The organism is Lysinibacillus sp. A4 (assembly GCF_024919535.1).
GTDB classification, from domain to species: domain Bacteria; phylum Bacillota; class Bacilli; order Bacillales_A; family Planococcaceae; genus Lysinibacillus; species Lysinibacillus capsici.
In genome coordinates this window covers 16,328-40,904 of the sequence record NZ_JANWTB010000009.1, presented here as the reverse complement: position 1 = coordinate 40,904, position 24,577 = coordinate 16,328, and the positions used below count along the sequence as shown (strand labels likewise).

Genomic DNA, 24,577 nt, shown 5'->3' with positions numbered 1-24,577 from the left:
GTAGGAGACTTTTCTTATTTAATAGCTATATAAATATCCACTTGTGATTCATGTGGATTAGCGCATCGTTCATCATACAGTTCAAAGTCGCCTGTATACGTTCGTTCAATTTTAGAATTTGCAAACCAAGCCCAAATCTCTTGCCAAGTTTGAATGACAACTTCAGGCATCATGCCTTTATCAGATGTAAAAACTAGATACTTAGCTGCTGGAATCTTTTTTACTACTAAATTAGCTTGAATGTCATCATTATTTACTTCTACACCTAGTGTAAGAGTATAATTACCATTCACATCCGTCTCATAGTCTGAATACAAACCATAGACATGACCATTTTTTCGCTCGGCTATTTGGTCCGTAATATTTTGCTGATAAAAGTGATCCCATAATTGCGGAATTTTAGCTTGCTCTGTTATTTCATTGGCATTACTTGTTTGAGTTGAAATACCCACGATGTTAAATGAGTTTAATTCAACTACTTTTGGTTCTCGCCACTCACATTTTCTCCATCGCTTTAAATTTGGCAAAAAGGAAGTCAGCATATTACGTGCTTCATTTTCTGGCATACCACCTTCCATAAGATGCGGTACACAAATTTCAATCATTTCGTCTACTGTTAACTGGGGTTGTTTAAACTCGCCCCCCTCGTAACAATATGTACAATAATCCTGACTTTTTTCCCCTTCTTTTTCAGTACCCAATAATGCCTCTTCTACTAAAGGCATACCGCAGCTTTGACAATAGCTTTGCATCGTCATTCCACCTTTCGCTTTATTTGTACTTACTATAGCAAAGGAAACCTGACAACTGTCTGTCATCAATTATTTAGATTTTTATATAATTGAACAATTTCTAAAGCTCGTTTTTGAATAATATCTCTTATATAAAGTGGTTCCATAATTTTAATGCGATGCCCAAAGCTTAACAAGAAACCATAAAGCCATTCATCTTCGGGTATAGATATATAAATCATGGATTGTTCATGGTCTATATGTTCTGCACCAAAGGATTCCTCCACTAATGTTGTAATGTCTTTATCAAAAGAAATGACTAAATCGACTACGTTTTGTGGTCGATGCCATTCTTTACCCCAAGGGAGTTCACTTAAATTCACTTCCTTACGCTCAAAGGTAGAATCAGCTTGAAGCAAATGTTTCATTCGCGCAAGCTTAAATAAACGAAAGTCCTTTCTTAATGTACAATAGCCATACAAATACCATATCTTCCCTTTTTGAACAATTGTATGTGGTTCGACTATTCGGCTTGTTTGTTCACCATAAGTAGTAGAATAATGAAAGCTTATGCAACGATTATTCTCTATAGCTGTCTTGAGCGTCGTAATAAGCTCTTTAAAGAGAGCGTTTGGTCCCCATGGACTAAGATCAACAAATAGATGGTCCATCGATTGTTTTACATGATCATCAGCAATACTCGTTATTTTCTCGAGCACGGCTTCAGCGTGGGAATCTTCATAGGTAGTCAAAGCACTTTTAATCGCAATAGAAAGTGACGTGAGCTCATCCTTCGTCAACACTTGCCTATCAACACGATAACCATCGATTAAACTAATGCCACCATTTACACCTTGCTGACTAATAACAGGTACACCAGCACAGCTCAATGTTTCAATATCTCGATAAATGGTACGAATCGAAACATTAAATAACTCTGCTAATTCCTGTGCCTTAACCTTTTTACGGTTGATTAATATCATCGTCATGGTTAGAAGTCTTTCTAATTTCATGGTAAAATCTCCTTTCTTGCCATCCCATTTTTCCTATATATACTTCTATTTTAATTAATAACCTATCTTTTTAAGTATTTTTTAAGTACTTTTTGAGTATTTTTTAAGACAAATGTACTATAATAACGCCTAATTATTGTTACAACAATTATACTATTTTAACAATAAAAGAAAAAACAAGGCTTATGCCCATATGCAACTTTCATTAACAATACTATGTTGTTTCATTTTTGTATAAGAATAGTTTGATTTTAACGCCTAAGCAATTATTTCAATTCTCTTAACACAAACTAAAAAACTTTTTTCTTCTATATAATGAACGGCGAAATTTTCTTTGAATGGATTTGACGCGATGTGATAAACACATCGGGATTCATTGACTCTCACCCGTGAAAGAACTACACCATAAATTGCTTTTTTCTGGCATCAAATTTTTAATAGAAAAGTTGAGTGATTTTCACTTTTCTTGCCCTTCACTATATATAGGAAGCCTTTTCACCCAAAATGAACTAGAGTTTAATGTTTTTAATTTAATTGTATAAAGGAGAGTTTGATGTGATTCGAGCCGTTTTAATAGACAATGAACCGTTAGCTTTACACTATTTTCAAAATAAACTACATGCCTTTCAACAAATACAGGTGATGCAAACCTTTACAAGCGTAGAAGTATTTCTGAATGAACTACCAACTATGGAATTTGAGGCTATCTTTTTAGAAGTAAAACTTCAGGAATTATCAGGACTTGAAGTTGCTGATATTATCAAAACGGAACGCCCACAAGTCAGTGTAATTTTCATTACCGCCTATCATGAATTTGCATTACAAGCCTATGAAATTGGCAGTCTCGACTATGTATTAAAGCCTATCAGTCATGCCCGTTTAGAAAAAACTGTAGCCCGTATTGAGCATGAATTTTCCATTCAGCAAATGCTTCAACAGGCTACACAAACTGTCTTAAATGTACAATGCTTCGATCAATTTGCCGTCTATAGTAACAATAGTTTAGTGGCATTTAAAACAGAAAAGACAAAAGAATTGTTTGCTTATTTTATTTTGCATCCAAATATACCGATTCATCGAGATTATTTAATTGAAATTCTATGGCCAGATTTAGATTATGTACGAGCCAAATCAAATCTTCATACAGCTCTATCTTATTTAAGGAAAACTCTAAATACAATTGGCTACGAAAACTGTATTGTCTTTTCAAATAAATACTATATCTTCGAAAAGCCAAATATCGTATGTGATTTATACGATTTTCAAAAACTTCATGAGGATTTTTCAAGACTTGAATTTCCTTCTATTTCTTTGATTAATCAATGTCTTTCTATTTATAAGAATGGCTTATTTGTTTTTGATGATTATGAATGGTCAACACCCTATAAAGATAAATTAATGAAATCATACATAGAGCTATTAGAAAAAGGGTTTCAAACAACGGTCTTTTCAGATACTGAAAGAGCTATGGAATTTTTACATGCATTAATAGAGTATGATCCCTATAATGAACAAAAACTTGAGCACTATTTATATACGTTAATACAGGCAGGGCTTCATGAACAGGCACTCAAAATTTTCCAAACATATACGCAAAGACTAGAGGAAGATTTAGCACTAACACCTAGCTCTACATTATTAGAGATATCTAAAAAATTATTTGTTCAACATAAATAATGTAAAAAACGGCGAGTGCTTCTAAGTGAGTAGAAGCTCGCCGTTTATTTATATCCCACTACCTTCAGTTAGCCCGTGCTTAACAGCATACAGTGCTGCCTGTGTACGGTCTTGTACCTGTAGCTTTGTAAAAATATTCGAAATATGGGTTTTCACCGTCTTTTCTGTGACAAATAGTGAGGATGCAATTTCCCGATTACTCTTTCCTTTTGTAAGCTCTGCTAGCACATCCTGCTCACGAGGTGTCAGCGGATTTAATAAATGGGGTGCATTCTGTGATTCCTGGCGATCCATTTCAAGCGTTGTCGTTGCTTCAGGATGTAAAGTGTTTTCACCACGCATAATACGACGAATGGATAAGACCAATTCATCTGGCTCAATATCTTTTAACTGATAGCCTGCCGCTCCAGCCTCCATTGCTGGCACCACATGGTCTCGATCAGAAAAGCTAGTAAGCATTAAAATTTCTATTTGTGGAAATTTCGCTTTGATGCGTTTAGTCGCCTGAATGCCATCCATTTCAGGCATGACTAAATCCATTAAGATAATATCTGGTTGAATGCTTTCTGCTAATGCAACCGCTTCGTGCCCATTTTTTGCCTCTCCAACAACCTCAATATCCTTTTGTGTCTTTAAGAAAAACAGTAGTCCTCTACGCACCACGTGATGATCGTCTGCAATTAATACACGTATCATGTCCTCTCCCCCTTAATATGGCAAGCGGATTAGCAGCTCCGTACCTTTGCCAATTTCACTTACCCAGTCGGCAGTTCCACCTACTGATTTTGCACGATCCTTGATAGATTGTAAGCCCATCGAAAGCAACTTTGTATTGTTGTCAATGACAAAGCCTCGTCCCTCATCACGAATAACCAACAAAATATCTGTTGACGTAACAGTAATATACAATGCTGCCTCTAATACACCTGCATGGCGACGTACATTATTTAACGCCTCTTGGGCTACGCGAAATAATGTTTCTTCAATACGTGAGGGAAATTGCAATACGCCTGAAACCGTAACATGTAGTTTTAAGCCAAGCATTTCAGCGTATACTTTCATGGCCTCAAGTAAACCATTTTCCAATCCTTTAGGTCGCAATTGCCAAATTAACGCACGCATCTCTGTAAGTGCATCTTGTGTTAAATGCTGAATCTCTTTAAATGTTTCTTTCACTTCGCAATCATCCGTCATTTCAATGCCAGCCCTAGCTGTTAACGTAACCGAGAATAGTAGTTGATTAACTGAATCGTGTAAATCACGAGCTAGGCGATTACGTTCCTTCACAAGCGCCATTTCCTGCTCCTGCTTTGTCAGTAAAATTCGCTTAATAGCTGAACCCATCTGAAAGGCAACTGATTCTAATAAAGCAAGCTCCTCCTCTGAAAAGCGTACTGTATCCTTAGATGCAACATTTAATACGCCAAAACGTTCTTGTCCAGATTGAAGAGGTACTGTCGCATGATGCGTGATTCCTTCATGATCCCCAACATTTGCAGCTATGGCACTTTCAATACGCTGACACTCGATAATATTGGAGGCTTTTTTTAGCTCTTCATTACGATAACGCGATACACACCAACAACCGCCCTTTTTTAAATAATGGCAATTGTTATATTCCAATGCCTCTGGTAGATTTTCATGGACAACTAGTTCTGAACGCCCCTTTGCATCAATAAAAAAAATCCAGCCTGTTTCAAAATTGGTGCCATTTAAAAATTTGATGAGCGCACCTTTTAGCATTGTGACAATTTCAGTTTCTTCATTTAATAGTTCAGCAATCTCTTTTAAAATACTGATATTGGAATGCTCATTCTCCCTCACGAAAACACCTCTTCTTTAGCATTACTATTGTTAATGATACCATTAAGCTATTGAAAGCGTCTGCTTCCACCGTTCATACTTTAGACTGAAATTCATCACATACCTTATTTTGTGTAAGTTGATTTACATATAAAACTAGAACCACTATAATCGAACAAGGACATGGTTTTATGAAGGGAAGATTGAATATGTCTAAAAAAGAAGAAAATGGCTTATTATTTATTTGGATTGTTTCTGCTATAGCAACACTAGGTTCGTTATATTTTTCTGAGATTCGTCATTATGAACCTTGTAAATTATGTTGGATTCAACGTATTTTTATGTACCCAATTGTTATAATGACGACAGTAGCATTTATACAAAAAAATGCACGTATTGCTGTCACAACTGCTGTATTTTCTGTGATTGGCGGCTGTATTTCACTTTACCATTACGGAATTCAAAAGCTTAGCTTTTTAGCTGAAACTGCCCCCTCCTGTGGCGCAGTTTCTTGTACAGGACAATATATTAATTGGTTAGGCTTTATTACTATTCCGTTTTTAGCATTAACTGCATTTATTTTAATCGCAGGGGCAAGCTTTTATTTAATCAAAGCTTCTAAAGCTGCAAAATAATCGGAAGACCGTGTTCTACCTTTGGAATACGGTTTTTTCTACGGAGGAAGATCTATGTTTCATTATGAAATTGCTGAAGATAACTTAAGTGTGGAAGAATTGCTACGTAATCATTGGCGACTCGGTAAAAAACTCGTTCATGAATTGCGTATGGCCAAAGCCATCACATTGGCAAATGATGAGCTGGTTCAATGGAATACACCTTTACAAACTGGAACAATAATCAAATTTACGTTTCCTGTTCCAACTTCTAGCTACAAACCAACACCTGTATGTGCTATTGATGTAGTCTATGAGGATGACCATTGTTTAATCGTATCAAAGCCAAAAGGTATGGCAACACATCCTAATGATGCTCGTGATACACATACATGTATGAACCATGTCATGGCACATATCAAAGAACAGGGTGGCATTTATGCTGAACATGTTCATCGTCTTGATAAAGGGACACAGGGCTTATTACTAGTAGCAAAGCACCCTTTAGCAAAGTCCATTTTCGATCGAATGATTGAGGAAAAAACCATTATTCGTACGTATGCAGCAGAGGTGCAAGGTAACTTACGAACGTCTTCTGGAACGATTGCTGAACCAATTGGCAAAGACAGACACCATGCCACAAGACGTGTTGTGTCCAAAACTGGACAGCATGCTGTAACACACTATGAAGTGGTGGCGCGTTACAAAAATTCCTGTGTCGTTCATCTCATACTTGAGACTGGGCGAACACATCAGATCCGTGTGCATTTAGCCTATATTGGCCATCCAATTATTGGGGATACAATGTATGGTGCACGAGAAACAGTAAGTGATGACTACGAACTACATGCCATTCAATTAGAATTTGACCATCCTTTTTTAAATAAACGTATTATCGTCAAGGACGAGCAATAAGAAAAATCCCGCCTCTATAGGAGTGCGGGATTTATTCTTTTTTTAAAAATCAAATTTAAAATGATCAGGATCTTGTCCAAATCGTTGGTTACGATTTAATGTTGCCATTTTCTCCATTTGATCTTGGGTTAATTCAAAATCAAAAATCTGTGCGTTTTCCTCAATTCGGCTCGGTGTTACGGATTTGGGAATAACGAGTGTATCATTTTGTAAATGCCAACGCAGTACTACCTGAGCAGGGGTTTTATCGATTTCTTTCCCAATCTCCATTATGGTAGGATCAGCAAGTACACCACCACGTCCTAGTGGAGACCATGCAGTAACAGCAATTTGGTGTTCACTACAAAATGCCCTTAATGGCTGCTGTTGTAAATATGGATGTACCTCCACTTGATTAACCATCGGTGCAGTATTTGCCTTAGCCAATATTTTTTCTAAATGATGCTCATGATGATTCGATACACCTGTTGAGCGAATTAATTTTTCATCGTAAAGGCGCTCAATAGCTCGATATGTTTCTTCAAATGTTTCAGGGACAGCCCAATGTGTTAAATATAAATCTAGGTAATCCATATTTAAATTCTTTAGCGAAACCTCAAAAGCACGTAATGTTGCATCATATCCTTGGTCATTATTCCATACTTTTGTTGTAACAAAAATATCTTCACGACGAATGCCTGAATGACGAATAGCTTCTCCTACTTCTACCTCATTCCCATATAAGGATGCTGTATCAATAGCTCGATAACCGTATTGAAGTGCTTTATCAATAGCCTGTAATGTTTCCTCACGTTCTGTCATTTTGTAAACACCTAAGCCAAAACGAGGCATTTCTACACCATTTGATAATGTTTTCGTTGATTGTAAATTCAAAAAGCACAACCCCTTTCTTATCCTCGTTCCATTATACAAAAAATTGGATTTAAGAAAAATAAAGCGGCTGGTTTATATACTAATTTTTCTTCTGTTCAACATCTTCTAATTGAATTGGATCAGCGATTCGCTCATCCTCCGCAAGCTCTAGACCATCACGTAAATGCTCCATCTGCTTGCCCAAATCTTTTAATTCTTTCATATCTCTCACCATTGTCCCATTTTCAATATTTGGCACCTTTTTTTCCATACTAATCACCTCACTTTTAGTTTTCCCGATATCAAGCTGTTTGAACCATTTCTGACATATTTTATTCTGCTATGTCGTTTCATTTTTAAAGTAGATAGGCTATACTAAAAAGAGATTTCTTTATAACATGAGGAGGGTTACTTCCATGAAATTATTATTAATCATTGGTGTAACAGTTGCTTTCTTAACAGCTATTTTCACTGCTGGATACGAAGGCGACTACAAAGCTGACAAATAATATCTCAAGAAAATCACTAAGCTTTTCGAAAAGCTTAGTGATTTTCTTTTTTTGTGGAACAATAGAAATACTTGACTTTCCTTTATTTTTAAAATAAACTAACTTACATAAAGTAACTTAATGAAAAAAGATAACTATTTGGAGGTATTCAAAATGCATTTTCATGAAAAACCAAACACCTATGTAACGAATGTTGAAATAAAAGTGAGTGATTTACACCGCTCTTTAACCTTTTATCAAGAAATTATTGGCTTTAAAGTGTTACAACAAGATTCACATAAAGCTATGTTAACTGCCGATGGAGAAACAGCTCTATTAACTCTTGTTCAGCCTAAAACCGTAGAAGATAAGCTTAGCATGACGACAGGACTTTATCACTTCGCCCTATTATTACCTAGTCGACGTGACTTAGCTAATGTTATTTCTCATTTTCACGAAAAAGGTGTGTACCTTGGGGCTTCTGATCATGCTGTAAGTGAAGCACTCTATTTAAATGATCCTGATCATAATGGAATCGAGATTTATGCAGATCGTCCTGAAAGTGAATGGACATGGCATAACAATCAGGTGCATATGGTGACAGAACCACTCAATATTCGTTCTATTTTAGAAGAGGGCGATGGCAACTGGCTTGGTCTGCCTGCTGGCACAGTAATGGGCCATATTCATTTATCGGTCTCTAACTTGGCTGAAGCCGAGCAATTTTATACAAAGGGATTAGGTTATGATATTGTCACACGCTACGGGTCCCAAGCATTATTTATTTCTACAGGCCGTTACCATCATCATATCGGCTTAAATACTTGGCACTCAGAGAATGCACCAAAGCTTGGAAAAAATCAAGTTGGCTTAAAAACGTTCTCATTGCGTTTAGATAACGAAGAACAAGCGGCAACTATGAAAGATAATCTTCGTGGTATAGGTGCACCCGTTACGGAAATCGTCGGAGGGTTCCAAACAGAGGATCCTGCGGGGAATGTTGTGTTATTAAAGTTTTAATATTAAAAAGCAGTTCTCACAAGCGGAGAACTGCTTTTTAATGTAACCCTGGATATCCTTGTTGACGTAATGCCTCATAAATAACAATTGCAGCGGTATTGGACAAATTAAGTGATCGCACATGATCACTTTGTGGAATACGTAAACACATATCTCGGCGTTCATAAGCAAAGTCCTTCGGCAAACCTGTAGTTTCTTTTCCGAACATAAAATAAATATCTCGGTCTTGATCACTAAAATCATTTTTCGTAAACGGCTCATCACTGTATGTTTCGATTAAATAAACATCTCCATTTTTAGAGTACTCTATAAAATCCTCAAGTGAATCATGATAGACAATATTTACACTATGCCAATAATCTAAGCCCGCCCGTTTCAGCATTTTATCATCCGTTGAAAAACCTAGCGGACGAATTAAATGGAGCGATGTATTAGTACCCGCACAGGTACGTGCAATATTCCCCGTATTGGCTGGTATTTCTGGTTGATATAAAACGATATGCAATGGCATAACGACACACTTCCTTATTAAAAAATTCTTTAAGATGACTCTTTAAAAAGTTAACGAAGCCTTCCTCTTTTGGAGCGACTCTTCTCACAATTAGAGCGGATCCGCTCTCAATCATAGGAACTCCAAGCAATTGATTTCATCCCTACATTAAACTGTAGTTAGTCAATTGCTTCTACATCCAATACTACTTAAAAAACTGCAACCCTTTATAAATTTCACTTCGCACTTCTTTGTCCTGCTCTGTAGCTTCTGCTTCATGTAAGGCAGTTTGTGCAGTATCCCCGCCAATCTTACCCAAAGCCCATGCGGCTGTGCCTCGAATGACAGGACGGTCATCTTTATGAAGTAGAGCAATCAAATCTGGTATGGCGGCTTCCTCTTTAAAATGAGCAAGTGCCAAGATGGCATTACGCTGGATAGGCTTTTTTCCACGCCATGAGCCTGAAACATGACCAAATCTCCCCTTAAATTCCCGATTAGTAATCGTTAAAAGCGGTGTCAATAATGGTTTGGCTAGCTCTGGATCTGGTATAAATTCTTCATGAATCCAATTAATTTTCCCTTTATTTTTAGGACATACTGTCTGGCATGTATCACAGCCATAGAGTCGATTACCGATATGACTACGAAACTCATCTGGTAATGTACCCTTCGTTTGAGTCAGAAAAGCAATACAACGCTGTGCATCCAATTGTCCACCTTGAATTAAGGCTCCCGTTGGACAAACATCCAAGCACAGTCGACAATCTCCGCATTCATCCTCCATTGGCTTATCTGGCGCAAATGGAATATTTGTAATGAGCTCTCCTAAATACACATAGGAACCAAATTCAGGCGTTATAATCGAGCAATTTTTTCCGCTCCACCCAATGCCTGCACGTTCAGCTACCGCCCGATCTACAAGGGCTCCTGTATCAACCATTGATTCAATACGTACACCTTTGACATGTTCCTCAAGCCAAGTGGATAATAGCTTTAAACGCTCACGTAATGCTGTATGATAATCGACACCCCATGAAGCACGGCAGAAAATTCCACGTCGCGCACCCCTTTTACCAATTGGTGCATTTTGCATACGTGAAGGGTAAGCCACAGCTATCGCTACAATACTCTCTGCTTCATCTAGTAATTGAAGGGGTTCTGTACGTTTTTGAATATCACTTTCTTCAAATCCAGACTGATAGCCAAGCTCCTGCTGGCGACGCAATCTGTTTTTTAATTCTGTAAAGGGAGCTGCTGTTGTAAAACCTATTTTATCAACACCAATGGACATCGCATATGCCACAAAATCACGTTGTAGGTCGTGTATGTTCATTTTATTTCCAACTCCTTACATGGTACAATATTAGAAATAGATAAAGTAGGTGATGTTCATTGGAAATTTCCATTAACCCAACTCTATTAACACAACATCCCGAGCTAAAAATCGGCATTATTCATTATACCAAAATTGTTGTAGCAGAATCCCCTCAAATGATTAAAGGGCGTATGCAATTGTATCAGGAAAATCTTTTTCTTGAAATGCAGGAACTTCCTGTAACACAGCGTGAGGGGATCGCAGAATGGCGACAAATTTGGAAAAAGCTTGGTGCTGATCCAAATCGCTATCGTCACTCAGCAGAAAGCCTTATGCGTCGAATTAGTAAGCAGAACTATTTAACGCCAATTCATTCAGGTGTTGATTTAAATAATTTCTTTTCACTTCAATATGAAATGCCAATTGGGCTATATGATGTTGCTCAAATCAAAGGGTTTGTAACAATTGATCTTGGTCATGACGAGATTGGTTATGAAGGTTTGAATGGGCGCTTTAACACATTAGAAAATATTCTGTATAGTCGTGATGAGGTAGGAGCATTTGGCTCACCTTTTGTTGATTCTAAACGCACAGCTGTCACAGAGGAAACAACTGATGCGTTACATATTTTTTATTTCCGCCCTTCCTTAACAAATGATGCAGCGAATGAACTGCTAGCGTCAGCTGGGAAAATGTTTAATCAAATTCATGGCGGACATTATCAAATCGCAATTATATCAAATGATGTACCATCTATAACACTATAAAAAGGACGTGTTTTCGTGATTAATCTTGCAGAAGCTGTTAAACTAAAAAGTATTTTAGGAAAGAAAACTCAAGAGCTAGTAAACGAACTACATCGCAGTGCCTTTGTAACAGTTGAAAAGGGACAAGCCCCTAAAACAAGTAATCGAGCACTCCCCCTTATTGAAGCTGACTTAGCCCAAGTTCGTCTAGATACTCGTACATTAGACCGCCTCGTTTACGAAGCAAACATCCAAAACACAGTAGACTTTAAAGGTCAAAAGCTAGCACTAGTAGAAGCCATCGAACTAGCAACACAACTTCGTGCCGAGGCTGATATGTGTAAAGATTTCAGTATGCGAGAAAAAGAGAGTGTAAGATTTGGCTATGGCGAAAATACAATGTTATATGAAATTGCTTTGTATGAGCCAGATGAATATAGAGAACGAGCTACAAAGCTTGAAAAAGATGCACATAAGCTATCTAATCTTATTAATTCAAAAAATTACAGTATTCAAATTAATTTTGACGATTCCCGTTATTTCTAGACTCGGGACGGTGAGACTCCAACCCGAGTTGGATGTGCTGTTTTCAAATCTAGCTTTTCAGCTAATTAGTTAAAAACCAATAACAAGTTACCTGTTACTGTATGACCGATGACTAATGACCAACTATAAGCAATGGCCATACTCAAAACAACTTGATTCCATTTGAAAACGCCATCCAGGGCTCTCCTACATTTATGTATGGAGAGCTTTTTTAAGTAGTTCAAAGGGATAATTTGGATGACTAGTTTGCCCCTTTCAAGGACAAAATGGAAGTATCTATAGGAAAGGGGTCATACTATGACACAGCAAGATGATGCAACACATGAGCAAGATATGACATTGACCAACAGACAGGGACATCCAATTACCAACAATCAAAATTTGCGAACAGTCGGTAATCGAGGTCCTGCAACATTGGAAAATTATGATTTTCTAGAAAAAATGAGTCATTTTGACAGAGAGCGAGTTCCAGAACGGGTTGTGCATGCTCGTGGAGCTGGAGCACATGGGTATTTTGAAACCTATGGTGTTGTTGGCAATGAACCTATCTCTAAGTATACACGTGCAAAAGTCTTTCAGGATAAAGGGAAAAAAACACCTGTCTTTGTGCGTTTTTCAACTGTTATACATGGTGGTCACTCCCCAGAAACATTGCGTGATCCCCGCGGTTTTGCAGTAAAGTTTTATACAGAGGATGGCAATTGGGATTTAGTGGGCAATAATTTAAAGATCTTCTTTATTCGTGATGCGCTCAAATTTCCAGATATGATTCATGCTTTTAAGCCTGATCCCATTACTAATATTCAAAACGTTGAACGTTTTTTTGATTTTTGTGCTAGCTCACCAGAAACCTTCCATATGGTAACATTCGTTTACTCTCCTTGGGGGATTCCAGCAAATTATCGTATGATGCAGGGCTCTGGGGTTAATACGTACAAGTGGGTGAATAGTGAAGGCAAGGCAGTCCTTGTCAAATATCATTGGGAACCGCTACAAGGTATTAAAAATTTAACACAAAAAGAAGCAGAAGAAATCCAACAGAAAAATTTCAATCATGCTACACAAGATTTATATGATGCTATCGAACGTGGAGACTTCCCCGAATGGGAGCTACATGTTCAAATTATGGAGGATGGTTCACACCCTGAGCTTGATTTTGATCCATTGGATGATACAAAGCTTTGGCCAAACGATCAATTTCCGTGGTATCCAGTTGGCAAAATGGTGCTAAACAAAAACCCTGAAGACTATTTTGCTGAGGTGGAACAGGCTACTTTCGGGACAGGGGTGCTTGTTGATGGCTTAGACTTCTCTGATGATAAAATGTTGCAAGGTCGTACCTTCTCTTATTCTGATACACAACGCCATCGTGTAGGAGCCAACTACTTACAGCTTCCAATTAATGCACCAAAAAAACGTGTAGCGACCAATCAACATGGTGGGCAAATGATGTATAAGCGTGATTTGGCACCTGGACAAAATCCACATATTAACTATGAGCCATCCATGCTGAATGGGTTAAAGGAAGCAACACAAGCTGGTAAAGAATATACACCATACATTGAAGGAAACCTTGTTCGTGAATCGATTGATCGTCAAAGTAATACGAAACAGGCTGGTGAAACTTATCGTAACTTTGAACAGTGGGAACGCGATGAACTTCTTGAAAATTTAATCCGTGATCTATCGGTCTGTCATGAGGATATTCAAAATGCCATGATTGCTTTGGCACAAGAAGCCGACGAAGAATATGGTCGCTTACTCAAGGAAGGTTTGCACAACGCTAAAAAAGATTCCTCTGCATCAAAACCACTTGGCAATATCAAGGGTGACCAAGCACCTCAAGATGCCATGAATAAAGGACACGATGCTGAGCCTTATTAACGAAGCTAAAAAAGACATTACATTTTTTGTAATGTCTTTTACTTTATTGTTCATATGCTTTATACCAATGATAAGGTTGAATTTCCTTTAATGATTTAAATACCAATTCTCCATCTGCATTCGTAATCGCTGCCTTTACATTTTCTCCCCAATAGAAAAGTCTTTCCTGACAGACTCCACAGGGTGTCAGCACTACAAATTTAGATGTTTCATCTTCCCTAGCAACACAAATCGAATGTGTAACTTTTGTATTCAATTTATGTGCCTCTAAAATAGCACCTGTTTCCATACATAATTCAGTAGCAGCATTCATGACCTCGGGTGCGACACTTGTTAAAATTTGTCCATCCGCGGTATATAAGGCTGCAGCTCCTCCCCATCCAGAGGGATATCTTTTTTCTGCTAGTGCAACGGCAGCTTCATACAGTATTTTTTCAATAGCCATATTTCCTCTTCCTATCATACATGCACACCTGGTAATATTTTCAATACCTTTTCCTGTGCGTCTAAAATTGCTTCTGTTCCTAATGGAATCGCTATATTCGTTGTTTCATGTCCGAACTTAAAACCTGCCACAACTGGTATTCCTAAATCTGCAAAATACTCCTTCATTAACGAATGAAGAGCCGCTTCCTCAGATCCTGTCTGTGTAAACGAACCAATGACGACTCCTGCTAATTGCTCAAACTTCCTTGCTTGTTTTAAATGCTGAAGCATTGAATCAATAACTGGAATTGTTTCATTTACATCCTCTATTAATAAAATCCTGCCTTCAGTCCTCACTTCAAATTTGGTACCTAGTGTGCTGACAAGACGATAGAGATTTCCTCCAATCATTTCACCACGTGTGATGCCCCCAGCAATCGTTGTTAACGGAGAAATTGCCTCTGTATATTGAATTTCCATCGGGGAGAATAGCTGTAAAAACATTTTCTTTGATAAATCATCCATCTTATTAGCTGACATCAGCATTGGCCCATGAAATGTCACCATATTGGCATATTCATTAATCGCACAATGTAAATATGTAACATCAGAAAAGCCCCAGAAAATTTTAGGATTTTCTTCTATTAAAGCATAATCAATTTTATCAGCAATTCTGGCAGAGCCATAGCCACCCTTTATACAAAAGATTGCTTTCACTTCTGGGTTTTTTACCATCTCATGAAAATCAGCTAGTCTGATTTCATCACTTCCTGCCAAATATTCATGTTTTGCATGAATCGTATCACCCACAATATAGCGAAGACCCAACTCGTCCAAAAAAGCTACTGCTTCTCCTAGTTTTTCAGGCTCTACAAGACTTGAAAGTGCAACAACACCGACTAAATCTCCCTTTTGTAAACATGGTACGGTACTTTTCACAGTTATTCCTCCTCTTGTTTTCCTTATTTTAGCATAGCAAAACTTCAGGGGCATTGATTATTGCTATACTGACTGCCTATAATTAACTTTACTATTCAATTAATAAAGGGGTTAAAGCATCTTGAAAATTCCACCATATCTATTATTAGTACTCGCAACTCTTTTATGGGGTGGTAATTTTGTTATTGGACGTGCCGTTAGTGAAGATATCCCTCCCCTAACACTTGCCTTTTTACGCTGGTGCGTCGCATTTATTATCTTTTTTCCCATTGCATTTCACCAACTAAAACGTGAATGGCGGATACTGAAAAGACATTGGTTGATTGTCATCATTCTTTCATTAACAGGGGTTACAGCATTTAACACACTTGTTTACATTGGATTACATTACACAACGTCTATTAATGCATCTTTAATGAACTCTTCTACGCCCATAATGATTTACATACTTTCCTTTATTTTTTTGAAGGAAAAACTATCAAAATTTCAGTTAATAGGGACCGTTTTATCACTGAGTGGAGTTGCCTTTATTATAATGGGAGGCTCTTTTACAAGGATTGTCGATTTTACTTTCAATAAAGGGGATTTAATTGTAATCGCAGCAGTATTTTGTTGGAGCATATATTCATTGCTCATTAAACAATATGCAACTCGCTTACCAGGGCAGTCTACCTTTCTAGTGACGATTGGACTTGGGGCTATTGTGTTATTTCCGTTTTCTCTCTATGAAACATTGTCTAGTACAACAGCAATTCATTGGGAATGGTCAACCATTGGTGCTATTTTATATGTTGGTATTTTTGCCTCTATCATTGCTTTTCTCTGCTGGAACAGTGGTGTTATACAGCTTGGAGCGAACAAGGCAAGTATTTATTTAAATTTCATTCCTGTTTTTGCCTCCATTTTTGCTGTTCTTTTTCTACATGAAAGATTGCATTCTTTTCAGCTTATAGGTGGACTAGCCGTTGTAGCAGGGGTTATTTTATCAGGAAAAATAAATAAGCAAAGACTTCAATCCTAAGAAGCCTTTGCTTATTTTTGCTAATTCGTACCACCATAAATTACTGTAACATTAGGATGGTTTAATAATTGGCTTGCTGGGAATTCTTCTGTAATATGACCACTTTTCAATTTCTCAATCGCCGCGAGCTTTTTTTCACCAAAGGCAATGAGGATGATTTCCTTTGCCTTCATTATGGAGTGGATGCCCATTGTAATGGCATGTGTTGGTACTTCAGACGGATCATCAAAATAAATAGCATTTTCTGTTCTTGTTGACTCTGTTAGCTCCACAATATTCGTCTTGGCATCAAACGATGTGCCTGGTTCATTAAAAGCAATGTGTCCATTTACACCGATACCTAGAAGCTGTAAATCAATGCCTCCTGCTTCTTCAATGCGCTTATCATATGCAGCACATTCTTCAGCTAAATTGGCTGCCTGTCCATTTGGCAAATGGACATTTTTCGGCTGTATATCCACAAAATTAAATAAATTCTCATGCATAAATGTAAAGTAGCTTGCTGGACTTGATTGCTCAATGCCAACATACTCATCCAAGTTAAAAGTTTGTACTTCCTTAAAAGATAAATGGCCAGCTTGGTGTCGTGCCACTAATTCTTTATACATGCCTACAGGTGATCCACCAGTTGCTAAACCTAAAACACTATCAGGTTTCTCTTGTATTTGTTTTGAGAAAATAGTAGCTGCCACTTCACTCATTTCCTCATATGTATTCACTTCTATCCATTTCATTCTTTATACGATACCTACCTTACCATTAATATTATTAACTAATATGTAAAATATTTCACTTTATAGTAGCTAATATATTAATCTTACTAGTTATTTAGCTATTTTTCTATCATTTCCTACTTCAGTTTATGCGTGTAATCTAAGACTATTTCGGTTATGTTATTAATAAGGAAGTGAGGCGATTTTATGAATGAACAGATTCAGCACTATTTACAGTATATTCAATTTCAAGGAACGTTAGAGCCATCTATTCAACTACTTGGACAACTACAAACTAAACATCTATTAACCATTCCCTATGAAAATTTAGATGTTGCCTTGAATCGTGGTATCTCCTTCGCTATTCCTGATATATTTAAGAAAATAATTATTGATAAACGTGGTGGCAATTGTTTTGAATTAAATATCTTATTCAGCTGGCTTCTACGAGAGCTTGGCTTTTCTGTCACCAATCGTTATGCCCAGTTTTGGCGCAACGTAGCGGAAAATACCCCTCCAGAGGAAATTCCTATGCATCAATTATTACTAGTAAATATGAGTGGGCAATACTATATCTCGGATGTAGGTGTCGGTGCATTAGCACCCTGTAAACCAGTGCCACTGATTGCTGGCTATCAACACCGTGAAGGTAAAGAGTTATATAAAATAGATTATGATGAAGCGAATGGTTGGATGCTGTTGGAACAAGCTAAACATAGTTGGCGTTTGCTTTATAGTTTTCACGACGATGCCAATGATGCAAAATTTGCACCACGACTTTCCAAGCAAAAAAATAAAATTGCTATGATTCGAACCATTGGTGGCCGTCATACCATGATGAACAACGAATTTAGAATTTATGAAGGACAATCCTTAACTACTTATACAACAAACACTGAAAAGGAATGGCTGCAAGCTCTACAGCGTTTTTTTCATATCTCTGTACAACAATAAGGAAAGCAAGTCCATCGGTTGGCTTGCTTTCCTTTCACATTATTTCATTGTCCTATTGAGCAATTCAAACACAACTATGTCATTGTGTAGCTCTTTAACTAAACCTATATCATCTACAAAGTAATAAGTTTTCACTACATCACTAAATTCTGACCTTTTCTCGACTATAACCACGCCCGTATATTGCACATCACCAGCTTGTACCGTACCATCAGTAGATTTTACAGTTACTCGTTCCCCTGCTGAAACCCCTGGATCATCTTCATGTAAAACAACACCTATTCTAAGTGGAAGTTCTATATATAAATCATAATGTGTGTTAGCTTCACTAGCAATTGCTTGTCCGTATGCACGATCATGACCATATAAAAGCTCATCAGAGATAGTTTGTCCTGTACTTACATTTTTGACTGTCCATACATCATTTTTACCGTCGTGTTGCTGATATTGATAGTTTAAAGTATAACGCTTATTGTCACTTAAAGAATAATAGGCATACGTATATTCAAATGCGGGGTCCCTTAGCAAGTTAGGTTTAGAAAGAGTCATTGCTCTCGCTAAAAACGCTGAGAAATGGGCGCGTGTAACAGGGTCATTAGGTTTAAACGAACCATTCTCATAGCCCCTTACTAAATGATTATGGGCCAGTGTTAAAATTTCTTTATAACCTGGTGTCTGCTTACTCACATCTGTAAAATAATAAGGATCTGAACCTTTTAATTGAAAGGCCCTATTTAGCACAATCGCCATTTCCCCCCTAGTAAGCGGTGCATCTGGATGAAATTTATGGGCAGTATCAAATATACCTTTATTTTGCACAGCCGCAATTTCTTTATAAAATTTATGAGTAGTTGTGACATCTTGATAGTTTGGATTTTGCACATGGATCGTGTTTAATCCTAAAGCACGTGTTAGCATTACAGCTACTTGTGCTTTCGTAATAAAATCATTCGGCTTGAACAAGTTAGTCGAATAGCCTTTCGCAATATCCTGTTCTACTAAATAATGAATTTCCGTCGTTAATGTATCATCCGTTAGATCAATAAAGCTGGCTGCCTGCACTTCCTTCGGTAATATACCAATCGTTATCAGGATCAAACATACTAGCTTCAATATGTTCTTCACATTATCCCTCCTCCTTCGATTCTATACCCATAAAGACGTACCCATATGCTTAAAATGAAAAAAGCCTCTATTAAAAGAGACTTTATTCGTTATTTTTATATTGAATTAATCCAATTCCTATTCCAGTCGGATCGACCAAATAAGCTAGATAGAAATCATCAAACGCCATTTTGTCACGCAAAATAGTAGCACCATTGTGTTTTGCCTGTGCAATGACTTCGTCAATTGCCTCCACTTCAATTTGAATTCTTGTACCATGCGGAAAATCGCTTGGTCCTTTACCAATGCCACCATTAATTCCAGCTTTGTCTTCATTCCCAGTCATAACTGCCCAATAATCCCACTTTGGAGCTGCCACCTCCCAGCCAAACACTTTACTATAAAAAGCTGCCGCTTTCTCCGGTTCCTGACTATTTAATTCAAAGCCAATCACTTTTCCCATACATGTACCCCCTCATTTTTAGCATAACAAATAATTCAACAATTAATTGGAATTCCCTTCCTGCAACTTTAGAAATTTGACAATATTCCAAATAAAAAATTTATGTATTTAATTAGTTAGAAAATTATGTATAATTAAATTAGAACGATTGTTCAAATCATTAAAGGAGTACAACATTGAGTAAAAGACGCTATGACAGTGACAAGGCAAAGATTGAGATTATCAAACATGCCATCCAATTATTTTCTCAACATGGCTATAATCAGACATCTGTTGGTGATATTTCGAAAGCCTCTGGTTATAGTAAAGGACATATTTATTATCATTTCGAAAATAAAGAAAAGTTATTTGTGCTTTTGGCGCAGCAATCGATGAAAAATTGGCATGACAAATGGTTGCAACAAGAATCTTCATACACCACATCCACAGATAAATTGTATGGTATGGCCATGCATGTCCTCTATGAGTATCAAACACCCTTACTAAAGTCAGGTCAGGAACTGGCATCTAATCCCAAATCAAGTCCTGATTCAATACAACAGTTATACAATTTAGCTATTACACCAATGAATGCTTATCGAGCAATTCTTCAAGAGGGCATCGACCAAAACGAATTTGTTCATGGCAATGTAGATACATGGACCGTCTTACTTGGCACATGGCTAGGTGGATTATGTCAGCTTACCAATACTCATAACTTGAAATCATTAGAACCACTCTTTCAACAGGCAATAACGATTTTCTTAAAAGAAATTAAAAAAGGTGGGGTTTAAATGAAAGTAGGTTTAATAGGTGATAGCTTAACAGAAGGTCGTCCAGGCGTTTCATTTTATGATCTCTTGAAACATCAATATCCCCATATTTCATTCGATAATCTTGGAAATCCAGGCGAGACGATTAAAAGTTTATTTACTCGCTTGGAAAAAATGCCGCTCCAATCTTCCTATGATCTCCTTATTCTTTGGATAGGCGTCAATGACGTCTATTCAAAATTATTAAAGGTGCAAGCACAGCCTGTGGCGAAGGATCACATTGAATTCGAAGAATACTGCCTTAAGGTATTAGAGAAAGCACATGACGCTTCCAAAAATGTTGTATTAGTATCTCCAGCATTAGTAGGAGAAGATCTTCAAAATCCCTCTAACAAAGAAATAACACAATTAACGTCTGTTATGGAGTCTATTTCAATGAAATCTGGCAATGTTTATTTTGTAAATATGCAAAATCTCTTTAAAGATCATTTAGAACATTTGGAGTGCTCAGGCTTTATTAATACGAATGTAATAAGAGTCCTACTGGATGTTTTATTTTACAAAAGTCCTTTACGTATCGATAAATTATCTCAAAAAAGAGGGCTACATGTAACTTTAGATGGTGTTCATTTGAATAGTAAAGGTGCTGATTTAGTGGCACAGCAATATAGCTCTATCATTGAACTTTATAAAGTCGAAGGAGACAAAATCGGGAGGTCCTAAAGATGAGAAAGATTGCTGTTGTTACTGGCGGTGTTTCAGGGATAGGAAAGGCTATTTGCCAAGAATTAATTGCTCGACATATATTTGTCATTATTGCTGATATTCAAGATCATGAGGGTCGTGTGTTAGAAGCAGAGTTAAATAAGGATATCGCCAATGTAAAATTTGTACATTTAAATGTAACCGATTATAAAAATGTAACTTCTGTCATTCATGATGTATTTGAAGAATTTCACCGTATAGATTATCTGTTTAATAATGCTGGTATCGCTATGTATGGGGAGATGGGTGAAATGACTATTGAGGATTGGAAGGAAATTATGGCCATTAATTTATGGGGTGTCATTTATGGGACTCAAATAGGCTACCCACTTATGAAAAAACAAGGTTTTGGTTATATCGTCAATACCTCCTCTGCTGCAGGGTTAGGACCTTCTCCTTTTTCTGCTGCATACGCTACTACCAAACATGCTGTTATAGGACTAACAACCTCTCTACACTATGAGGCTGAGGAATTCGGGATTAAGGTGAGTACTTTATGTCCAACGTTTGTGGATACACCAATTTTCGATAATGCAAAGGCGATTCATATGGATAAATCCATTATCACCAAACAATTAAAGCAGCAAAAAATGATCTCACCTCAGCGAATTGCAAAAATGGCTATAGAGGGTGTTCATCAAAATAAGCCTATCATTTGTCCAATGCCAATGCGTAAAACACTGGATGTTGTTTTTACTATTTTTCCTTTTTTACACAAAGCGTTAATGAGAATGGTTTGTAAAGTGAGTCGTAATGCACGTTTAACCTAATGTTTCACAAGGCTCCCTTCTAATGGGAGCCTTGCTTATTTTATAATACGACACCATCGCTCATTTTAATAATACGATCTGTATATGCCAACATTTCTTCGTCATGCGTCACTAATAATGTTGTTATATTTAAAGTTTTTGTTAATGTTCTTAATAACACCATAATCTCTTTAGAGCGCTGTGAATCTAAACTAGCCGTTGGTTCATCAGCAAACAATACTTTCGGTTGATGAATAATAGCACGTGCAATTGCTACACGTTGCTTCTCTCCCCCTGACAAGGAGGAAGGATAGGCAGTTTTACGATGTTCCATTCCAACTAACTCCAATAGCCGATTGACTTCATATTTCTGTTCATTCTTTTTTAATGGAGATTCAGCTACATCTAGCATTAATAGCAATTGTTCCTCCACTGTCAAAAAGGGAACGAGATGTGCAAATTGAAAAACAAAACCGAATTTACTTGCACGTAATTTTCGTACCTGGTCGGTTTTCATCGTCGTAAGATTCTGCTCTTCAAATAACACTTGCCCATCTGTTGCGGGTTGTAGTCCTGCAGCGATCGTTAATAATGTACTTTTCCCAGAGCCAGAAGCACCTACCAATGCTGTAATCTCTCCTTCATTTAAAGAAAGATTGATGCCCTTTAAGATCTCTTCCTCGACTTCACCATTCTTAAACGTTTTTCGTACTTCATCAATTGTAAATAACGTCATGATTAAGCCTCCCCTTGCTGTATTGCTTGTAACGGTTCAATTTTTTTAATTTGCATTCCTGACAAGGTCGCACCAATAAAGCCTATGAGGAGGAATACAACGGATAACTGTGTTGTAGTGCCTATTGTTAAAGTGAATGGCATCCCCTTAGGAGCAACTATATTAAATAGCTGGCTAAGACTGACAGATACCACAAGTGAAAAGATTGTAATAATAGCCATCTGTGTCCAGATCATTTTAAATAGCTTACTTGTTTTTAATCCAATCGCTTTTAAAATGCCATACAAGCCAATTTTTTGCACATTCATCATATAGAAGAAAATAGCAAACAACATCCCACTAATGACAACTAAGAACCATATAATCATATTTAAAGATAATTGTTCCGCATTATAACTAGGGATAGTATTGAGAAACTCTTTATTGCTATATGCTTGCAATCCCTTAATATCATTTGGCTCACTATTTGGTACAAAAATTAATTGTTTATCAGCTACCCGATAAATCTCCTGATAAGCCTCTTCACTAATATAAGCAACGGGAGCATGGCTATATTTTTTTTGCTCTACAAAACCTTTTACAATGAACTTTCCACTGTATTGATTATTCGTTAATATATCTCCAACTTGTATTCCTTTATCTTGTAGTGAGCTATCCAAAAGCACCTCGTCTTGATGCACATTGCTAAAAAGTGTAGATTCCGTTGATGTCACAAAGGCTACACTTTGTTGTTTATCATCCTGATCATTTAAAAAGCCCATCTGGATCGAAAAAGCTACTGCCTCTTTTTCTTTACTTATGACTTTCTGTTGCAGGTCGCTATCGATTCTTGAAAGATTAAACGTGCCATCCGCATCCTCAGCCATATAAAATTGACCCTTCGGTAAATCCTTAATTAAAGCTGCATTATCCTGTGACAAACCATTTGCTAAACCCGAGATAATAAACGTTAAAAAACTAACTAGGAAGATAATGGAGCCCAAGATTAAAAACCGTACTTTATTCTTCTTCATTTCTTTCCAGGCAAGATTCATCACTAACCCCTCCATTTCTTTGATTACTCCTAGCTTAAAATTGTTAAATGAACAGAGCATGAACTAATCGTAAAAATTTAGAGATTATATAAAAAGCCGCTCTATAAAGACATTTTTATCCCATAGAGTGGCTTCTTTTTTGAATCTTATTTATCTTTACTTGCTAAAATCTTTTTTGCTAACAAAATTTCTCCTACTATAAATGAGTTGATATTTTTAATAACAATTATATATTTTGTAAAACTTATAATAAGGTTTGTTTAACAGATTACATAAATCAAAAGTTATATACACGAAAAATTTCCAAGAATTTCTTTATTTCTACCCTTGTTATTGTCATAGTGTCTATAGTAATTTTGGACGTAATAATCATAGTAATCTATTGGAAGTATGGCTGAAAAAATCGATCAATACTTAAAAAATAAAAAATTTCAAGGTATCGTTCTTATTGCAAAGAAAGGTAAAATTTTATTTACAAAAGGTTACGGTTTGGCAGACACTGATTTACCTAATAGCCCAACCACACTCAGAAACATTCACTGCTGTAGCGATCATGCAACTAGAAGAAAAAGGACTTTTAAACCTAGATAATCCAATTTCACAATACTTTCCAGACTTTCCGAATGGAGGGTCTATTCAAATAAGTCATCTCCTATCTAAGTCGTTTCCGTCATAGCACGGCTCAATGACGAGAAGTTAACAGTGATTGTTCTTAGCAACGAGATGACAGTGAATTCTAAAAGAATCAACCCTCATTTTACTTCCATCGTTCTTCAGCAGCCAATTTGGATATGGGAAGAATAATAGAACTATTTCATTATTAT

29 protein-coding genes are annotated in these 24,577 nt (G+C 36.9%); 14 read left to right on the top strand and 15 right to left on the bottom strand.

Annotated elements, in window-relative coordinates; translation table 11 throughout:
• Positions 1-14: 14 nt before the first annotated feature.
• The gene (locus tag NY607_RS17620) at positions 15-752 is read right to left on the bottom strand and encodes an effector binding domain-containing protein (RefSeq protein ID WP_048391797.1); all 738 of its coding nucleotides are present in this window, start codon (positions 750-752) and stop codon (positions 15-17) included.
• Between the two features lie 65 nt (positions 753-817).
• On the bottom strand, positions 818-1,744 hold the full coding sequence (locus NY607_RS17615; RefSeq protein ID WP_048391799.1) for a helix-turn-helix transcriptional regulator: 927 nt from the start codon (positions 1,742-1,744) through the stop codon (positions 818-820).
• A gap of 555 nt (positions 1,745-2,299) precedes the next feature.
• Between NY607_RS17615 and NY607_RS17610 the strand changes: the two genes are divergently transcribed.
• Complete coding sequence (locus NY607_RS17610) at positions 2,300-3,421, top strand: response regulator (RefSeq protein WP_259420068.1); 1,122 nt, start codon at positions 2,300-2,302, stop codon at positions 3,419-3,421.
• A 48-nt stretch (positions 3,422-3,469) separates the two neighbouring features.
• Here the strand turns inward: NY607_RS17610 and NY607_RS17605 are convergent, their stop codons facing one another.
• The gene (locus NY607_RS17605) at positions 3,470-4,117 is read right to left on the bottom strand and encodes a response regulator (protein ID WP_048391803.1); all 648 of its coding nucleotides are present in this window, start codon (positions 4,115-4,117) and stop codon (positions 3,470-3,472) included.
• 12 nt (positions 4,118-4,129) lie between these two features.
• Positions 4,130-5,245: a GAF domain-containing sensor histidine kinase gene (locus tag NY607_RS17600; RefSeq protein WP_054548662.1), complete on the bottom strand. Its 1,116-nt coding sequence runs from the start codon at positions 5,243-5,245 to the stop codon at positions 4,130-4,132.
• Between the two features lie 188 nt (positions 5,246-5,433).
• Here NY607_RS17600 and NY607_RS17595 point away from each other — a divergent pair, with 188 nt between their 5' ends.
• Together NY607_RS17595 and NY607_RS17590 are read left to right on the top strand one after the other, a co-directional pair.
• Positions 5,434-5,859, top strand: coding sequence for a disulfide formation protein C (locus tag NY607_RS17595; RefSeq protein WP_259420067.1), 426 nt, complete (start codon positions 5,434-5,436; stop codon positions 5,857-5,859).
• A gap of 54 nt (positions 5,860-5,913) precedes the next feature.
• Positions 5,914-6,753, top strand: coding sequence for an RluA family pseudouridine synthase (locus NY607_RS17590; RefSeq protein ID WP_259420066.1), 840 nt, complete (start codon positions 5,914-5,916; stop codon positions 6,751-6,753).
• Between the two features lie 42 nt (positions 6,754-6,795).
• Here the strand turns inward: NY607_RS17590 and NY607_RS17585 are convergent, their stop codons facing one another.
• Positions 6,796-7,626, bottom strand: coding sequence for an aldo/keto reductase (locus tag NY607_RS17585; RefSeq protein WP_281217497.1), 831 nt, complete (start codon positions 7,624-7,626; stop codon positions 6,796-6,798).
• 79 nt (positions 7,627-7,705) lie between these two features.
• Positions 7,706-7,876 carry a hypothetical protein gene (locus NY607_RS17580; RefSeq protein WP_175400789.1) on the bottom strand — a complete coding sequence of 57 codons (171 nt, stop codon included), beginning with the start codon at positions 7,874-7,876 and terminating at the stop codon, positions 7,706-7,708.
• A gap of 391 nt (positions 7,877-8,267) precedes the next feature.
• Here NY607_RS17580 and NY607_RS17575 point away from each other — a divergent pair, with 391 nt between their 5' ends.
• Positions 8,268-9,113 (top strand): VOC family protein, encoded by an 846-nt coding sequence (locus NY607_RS17575; RefSeq protein WP_054548665.1) that lies wholly within the window; start codon positions 8,268-8,270, stop codon positions 9,111-9,113.
• 37 nt (positions 9,114-9,150) lie between these two features.
• Here NY607_RS17575 and trmL read toward each other — a convergent pair whose 3' ends face one another.
• Both trmL and queG read right to left on the bottom strand, forming a co-directional pair.
• Positions 9,151-9,624: a tRNA (uridine(34)/cytosine(34)/5-carboxymethylaminomethyluridine(34)-2'-O)-methyltransferase TrmL gene (gene trmL / locus NY607_RS17570; protein ID WP_004230835.1), complete on the bottom strand. Its 474-nt coding sequence runs from the start codon at positions 9,622-9,624 to the stop codon at positions 9,151-9,153.
• Positions 9,625-9,808: 184 nt separating this feature from the next.
• Positions 9,809-10,939 carry a tRNA epoxyqueuosine(34) reductase QueG gene (queG, locus tag NY607_RS17565; protein ID WP_054548666.1) on the bottom strand — a complete coding sequence of 377 codons (1,131 nt, stop codon included), beginning with the start codon at positions 10,937-10,939 and terminating at the stop codon, positions 9,809-9,811.
• 59 nt (positions 10,940-10,998) lie between these two features.
• Between queG and NY607_RS17560 the strand changes: the two genes are divergently transcribed.
• The 3 genes from NY607_RS17560 (at position 10,999) to NY607_RS17550 (ending at position 14,097) form a co-directional block, all read left to right on the top strand.
• The gene (locus NY607_RS17560) at positions 10,999-11,688 is read left to right on the top strand and encodes a B3/B4 domain-containing protein (protein WP_048391818.1); all 690 of its coding nucleotides are present in this window, start codon (positions 10,999-11,001) and stop codon (positions 11,686-11,688) included.
• Positions 11,689-11,703: 15 nt separating this feature from the next.
• On the top strand, positions 11,704-12,213 hold the full coding sequence (locus NY607_RS17555) for a hypothetical protein (protein WP_048391820.1): 510 nt from the start codon (positions 11,704-11,706) through the stop codon (positions 12,211-12,213).
• 297 nt (positions 12,214-12,510) lie between these two features.
• Positions 12,511-14,097 carry a catalase gene (locus NY607_RS17550; RefSeq protein WP_259420065.1) on the top strand — a complete coding sequence of 529 codons (1,587 nt, stop codon included), beginning with the start codon at positions 12,511-12,513 and terminating at the stop codon, positions 14,095-14,097.
• A gap of 43 nt (positions 14,098-14,140) precedes the next feature.
• On the opposite strand, the gene NY607_RS17545 is transcribed toward NY607_RS17550, so the two are convergent.
• Positions 14,141-14,542, bottom strand: a complete 402-nt coding sequence (locus NY607_RS17545) for a cytidine deaminase (protein WP_131521236.1) — start codon at positions 14,540-14,542, stop codon at positions 14,141-14,143.
• A gap of 14 nt (positions 14,543-14,556) precedes the next feature.
• A complete protein-coding gene (locus tag NY607_RS17540; RefSeq protein ID WP_131521070.1) occupies positions 14,557-15,462 on the bottom strand; it encodes a S66 peptidase family protein in 906 nt (301 codons plus the stop codon).
• A gap of 121 nt (positions 15,463-15,583) precedes the next feature.
• On the opposite strand from NY607_RS17540, the gene NY607_RS17535 reads away from it, so the two are divergent.
• Positions 15,584-16,483, top strand: coding sequence for a DMT family transporter (locus NY607_RS17535; protein WP_131521069.1), 900 nt, complete (start codon positions 15,584-15,586; stop codon positions 16,481-16,483).
• A 20-nt stretch (positions 16,484-16,503) separates the two neighbouring features.
• On the opposite strand, the gene nagB is transcribed toward NY607_RS17535, so the two are convergent.
• Positions 16,504-17,217, bottom strand: a complete 714-nt coding sequence (gene nagB / locus NY607_RS17530) for a glucosamine-6-phosphate deaminase (protein ID WP_048391828.1) — start codon at positions 17,215-17,217, stop codon at positions 16,504-16,506.
• Positions 17,218-17,403: 186 nt separating this feature from the next.
• On the opposite strand from nagB, the gene NY607_RS17525 reads away from it, so the two are divergent.
• Entirely contained in the window at positions 17,404-18,150 is a 747-nt protein-coding gene (locus NY607_RS17525) for an arylamine N-acetyltransferase family protein (protein ID WP_112116655.1), read from the top strand.
• 39 nt (positions 18,151-18,189) lie between these two features.
• On the opposite strand, the gene NY607_RS17520 is transcribed toward NY607_RS17525, so the two are convergent.
• Together NY607_RS17520 and NY607_RS17515 are read right to left on the bottom strand one after the other, a co-directional pair.
• Complete coding sequence (locus NY607_RS17520; RefSeq protein WP_259420064.1) at positions 18,190-19,275, bottom strand: S-layer homology domain-containing protein; 1,086 nt, start codon at positions 19,273-19,275, stop codon at positions 18,190-18,192.
• An 82-nt stretch (positions 19,276-19,357) separates the two neighbouring features.
• Positions 19,358-19,717 carry a VOC family protein gene (locus NY607_RS17515; RefSeq protein WP_048391834.1) on the bottom strand — a complete coding sequence of 120 codons (360 nt, stop codon included), beginning with the start codon at positions 19,715-19,717 and terminating at the stop codon, positions 19,358-19,360.
• 176 nt (positions 19,718-19,893) lie between these two features.
• Here NY607_RS17515 and NY607_RS17510 point away from each other — a divergent pair, with 176 nt between their 5' ends.
• Genes NY607_RS17510 through NY607_RS17500 form a run of 3 tightly spaced genes read left to right on the top strand, consistent with a single transcriptional unit; the run spans position 19,894 to position 22,004 of the window.
• Positions 19,894-20,490, top strand: coding sequence for a TetR/AcrR family transcriptional regulator (locus tag NY607_RS17510; RefSeq protein WP_259420063.1), 597 nt, complete (start codon positions 19,894-19,896; stop codon positions 20,488-20,490).
• Entirely contained in the window at positions 20,491-21,192 is a 702-nt protein-coding gene (locus NY607_RS17505; RefSeq protein ID WP_259420062.1) for an SGNH/GDSL hydrolase family protein, read from the top strand. It abuts the gene before it with no gap.
• Between the two features lie 2 nt (positions 21,193-21,194).
• Entirely contained in the window at positions 21,195-22,004 is an 810-nt protein-coding gene (locus NY607_RS17500; RefSeq protein WP_259420061.1) for an SDR family NAD(P)-dependent oxidoreductase, read from the top strand.
• Positions 22,005-22,044: 40 nt separating this feature from the next.
• Here NY607_RS17500 and NY607_RS17495 read toward each other — a convergent pair whose 3' ends face one another.
• Positions 22,045-22,719: an ABC transporter ATP-binding protein gene (locus NY607_RS17495; protein ID WP_131521061.1), complete on the bottom strand. Its 675-nt coding sequence runs from the start codon at positions 22,717-22,719 to the stop codon at positions 22,045-22,047.
• Positions 22,720-22,721: 2 nt separating this feature from the next.
• Entirely contained in the window at positions 22,722-23,753 is a 1,032-nt protein-coding gene (locus NY607_RS17490; protein ID WP_259420060.1) for an ABC transporter permease, read from the bottom strand.
• Positions 23,754-24,143: 390 nt separating this feature from the next.
• On the opposite strand from NY607_RS17490, the gene NY607_RS17485 reads away from it, so the two are divergent.
• Both NY607_RS17485 and NY607_RS24350 read left to right on the top strand, forming a co-directional pair.
• The gene (locus NY607_RS17485; protein WP_227744950.1) at positions 24,144-24,344 is read left to right on the top strand and encodes a hypothetical protein; all 201 of its coding nucleotides are present in this window, start codon (positions 24,144-24,146) and stop codon (positions 24,342-24,344) included.
• Complete coding sequence (locus NY607_RS24350) at positions 24,307-24,429, top strand: beta-lactamase family protein (protein WP_259949915.1); 123 nt, start codon at positions 24,307-24,309, stop codon at positions 24,427-24,429. The genes NY607_RS17485 and NY607_RS24350 overlap by 38 nt, the downstream gene beginning before the upstream one ends.
• Positions 24,430-24,577: the final 148 nt, after the last annotated feature.

Excerpts from the sequence above, each read along its gene's own strand:
- NY607_RS17605 (WP_048391803.1), bottom strand. The coding sequence starts at position 4,117 with ATGATACGTGTATTAATTGCAGACGATCATCACGTGGTGCGTAGAGGA.
- trmL (WP_004230835.1), bottom strand. The coding sequence starts at position 9,624 with ATGCCATTGCATATCGTTTTATATCAACCAGAAATACCAGCCAATACG.
- NY607_RS17485 (WP_227744950.1), top strand. The coding sequence starts at position 24,144 with ATGGCTGAAAAAATCGATCAATACTTAAAAAATAAAAAATTTCAAGGT.
- NY607_RS17575 (WP_054548665.1), top strand. The coding sequence starts at position 8,268 with ATGCATTTTCATGAAAAACCAAACACCTATGTAACGAATGTTGAAATA.
- queG (WP_054548666.1), bottom strand. The coding sequence starts at position 10,939 with ATGAACATACACGACCTACAACGTGATTTTGTGGCATATGCGATGTCC.
- NY607_RS17615 (WP_048391799.1), bottom strand. The coding sequence starts at position 1,744 with ATGAAATTAGAAAGACTTCTAACCATGACGATGATATTAATCAACCGT.
- NY607_RS17515 (WP_048391834.1), bottom strand. The coding sequence starts at position 19,717 with ATGGGAAAAGTGATTGGCTTTGAATTAAATAGTCAGGAACCGGAGAAA.
- NY607_RS24350 (WP_259949915.1), top strand. The coding sequence starts at position 24,307 with ATGCAACTAGAAGAAAAAGGACTTTTAAACCTAGATAATCCAATTTCA.
- nagB (WP_048391828.1), bottom strand. The coding sequence starts at position 17,217 with ATGAAATGGATAGAAGTGAATACATATGAGGAAATGAGTGAAGTGGCA.
- NY607_RS17525 (WP_112116655.1), top strand. The coding sequence starts at position 17,404 with ATGAATGAACAGATTCAGCACTATTTACAGTATATTCAATTTCAAGGA.
- NY607_RS17495 (WP_131521061.1), bottom strand. The coding sequence starts at position 22,719 with ATGACGTTATTTACAATTGATGAAGTACGAAAAACGTTTAAGAATGGT.
- NY607_RS17545 (WP_131521236.1), bottom strand. The coding sequence starts at position 14,542 with ATGGCTATTGAAAAAATACTGTATGAAGCTGCCGTTGCACTAGCAGAA.
- NY607_RS17490 (WP_259420060.1), bottom strand. The coding sequence starts at position 23,753 with ATGAATCTTGCCTGGAAAGAAATGAAGAAGAATAAAGTACGGTTTTTA.
- NY607_RS17595 (WP_259420067.1), top strand. The coding sequence starts at position 5,434 with ATGTCTAAAAAAGAAGAAAATGGCTTATTATTTATTTGGATTGTTTCT.
- NY607_RS17580 (WP_175400789.1), bottom strand. The coding sequence starts at position 7,876 with ATGGAAAAAAAGGTGCCAAATATTGAAAATGGGACAATGGTGAGAGAT.
- NY607_RS17505 (WP_259420062.1), top strand. The coding sequence starts at position 20,491 with ATGAAAGTAGGTTTAATAGGTGATAGCTTAACAGAAGGTCGTCCAGGC.
- NY607_RS17500 (WP_259420061.1), top strand. The coding sequence starts at position 21,195 with ATGAGAAAGATTGCTGTTGTTACTGGCGGTGTTTCAGGGATAGGAAAG.
- NY607_RS17550 (WP_259420065.1), top strand. The coding sequence starts at position 12,511 with ATGACACAGCAAGATGATGCAACACATGAGCAAGATATGACATTGACC.
- NY607_RS17620 (WP_048391797.1), bottom strand. The coding sequence starts at position 752 with ATGCAAAGCTATTGTCAAAGCTGCGGTATGCCTTTAGTAGAAGAGGCA.
- NY607_RS17590 (WP_259420066.1), top strand. The coding sequence starts at position 5,914 with ATGTTTCATTATGAAATTGCTGAAGATAACTTAAGTGTGGAAGAATTG.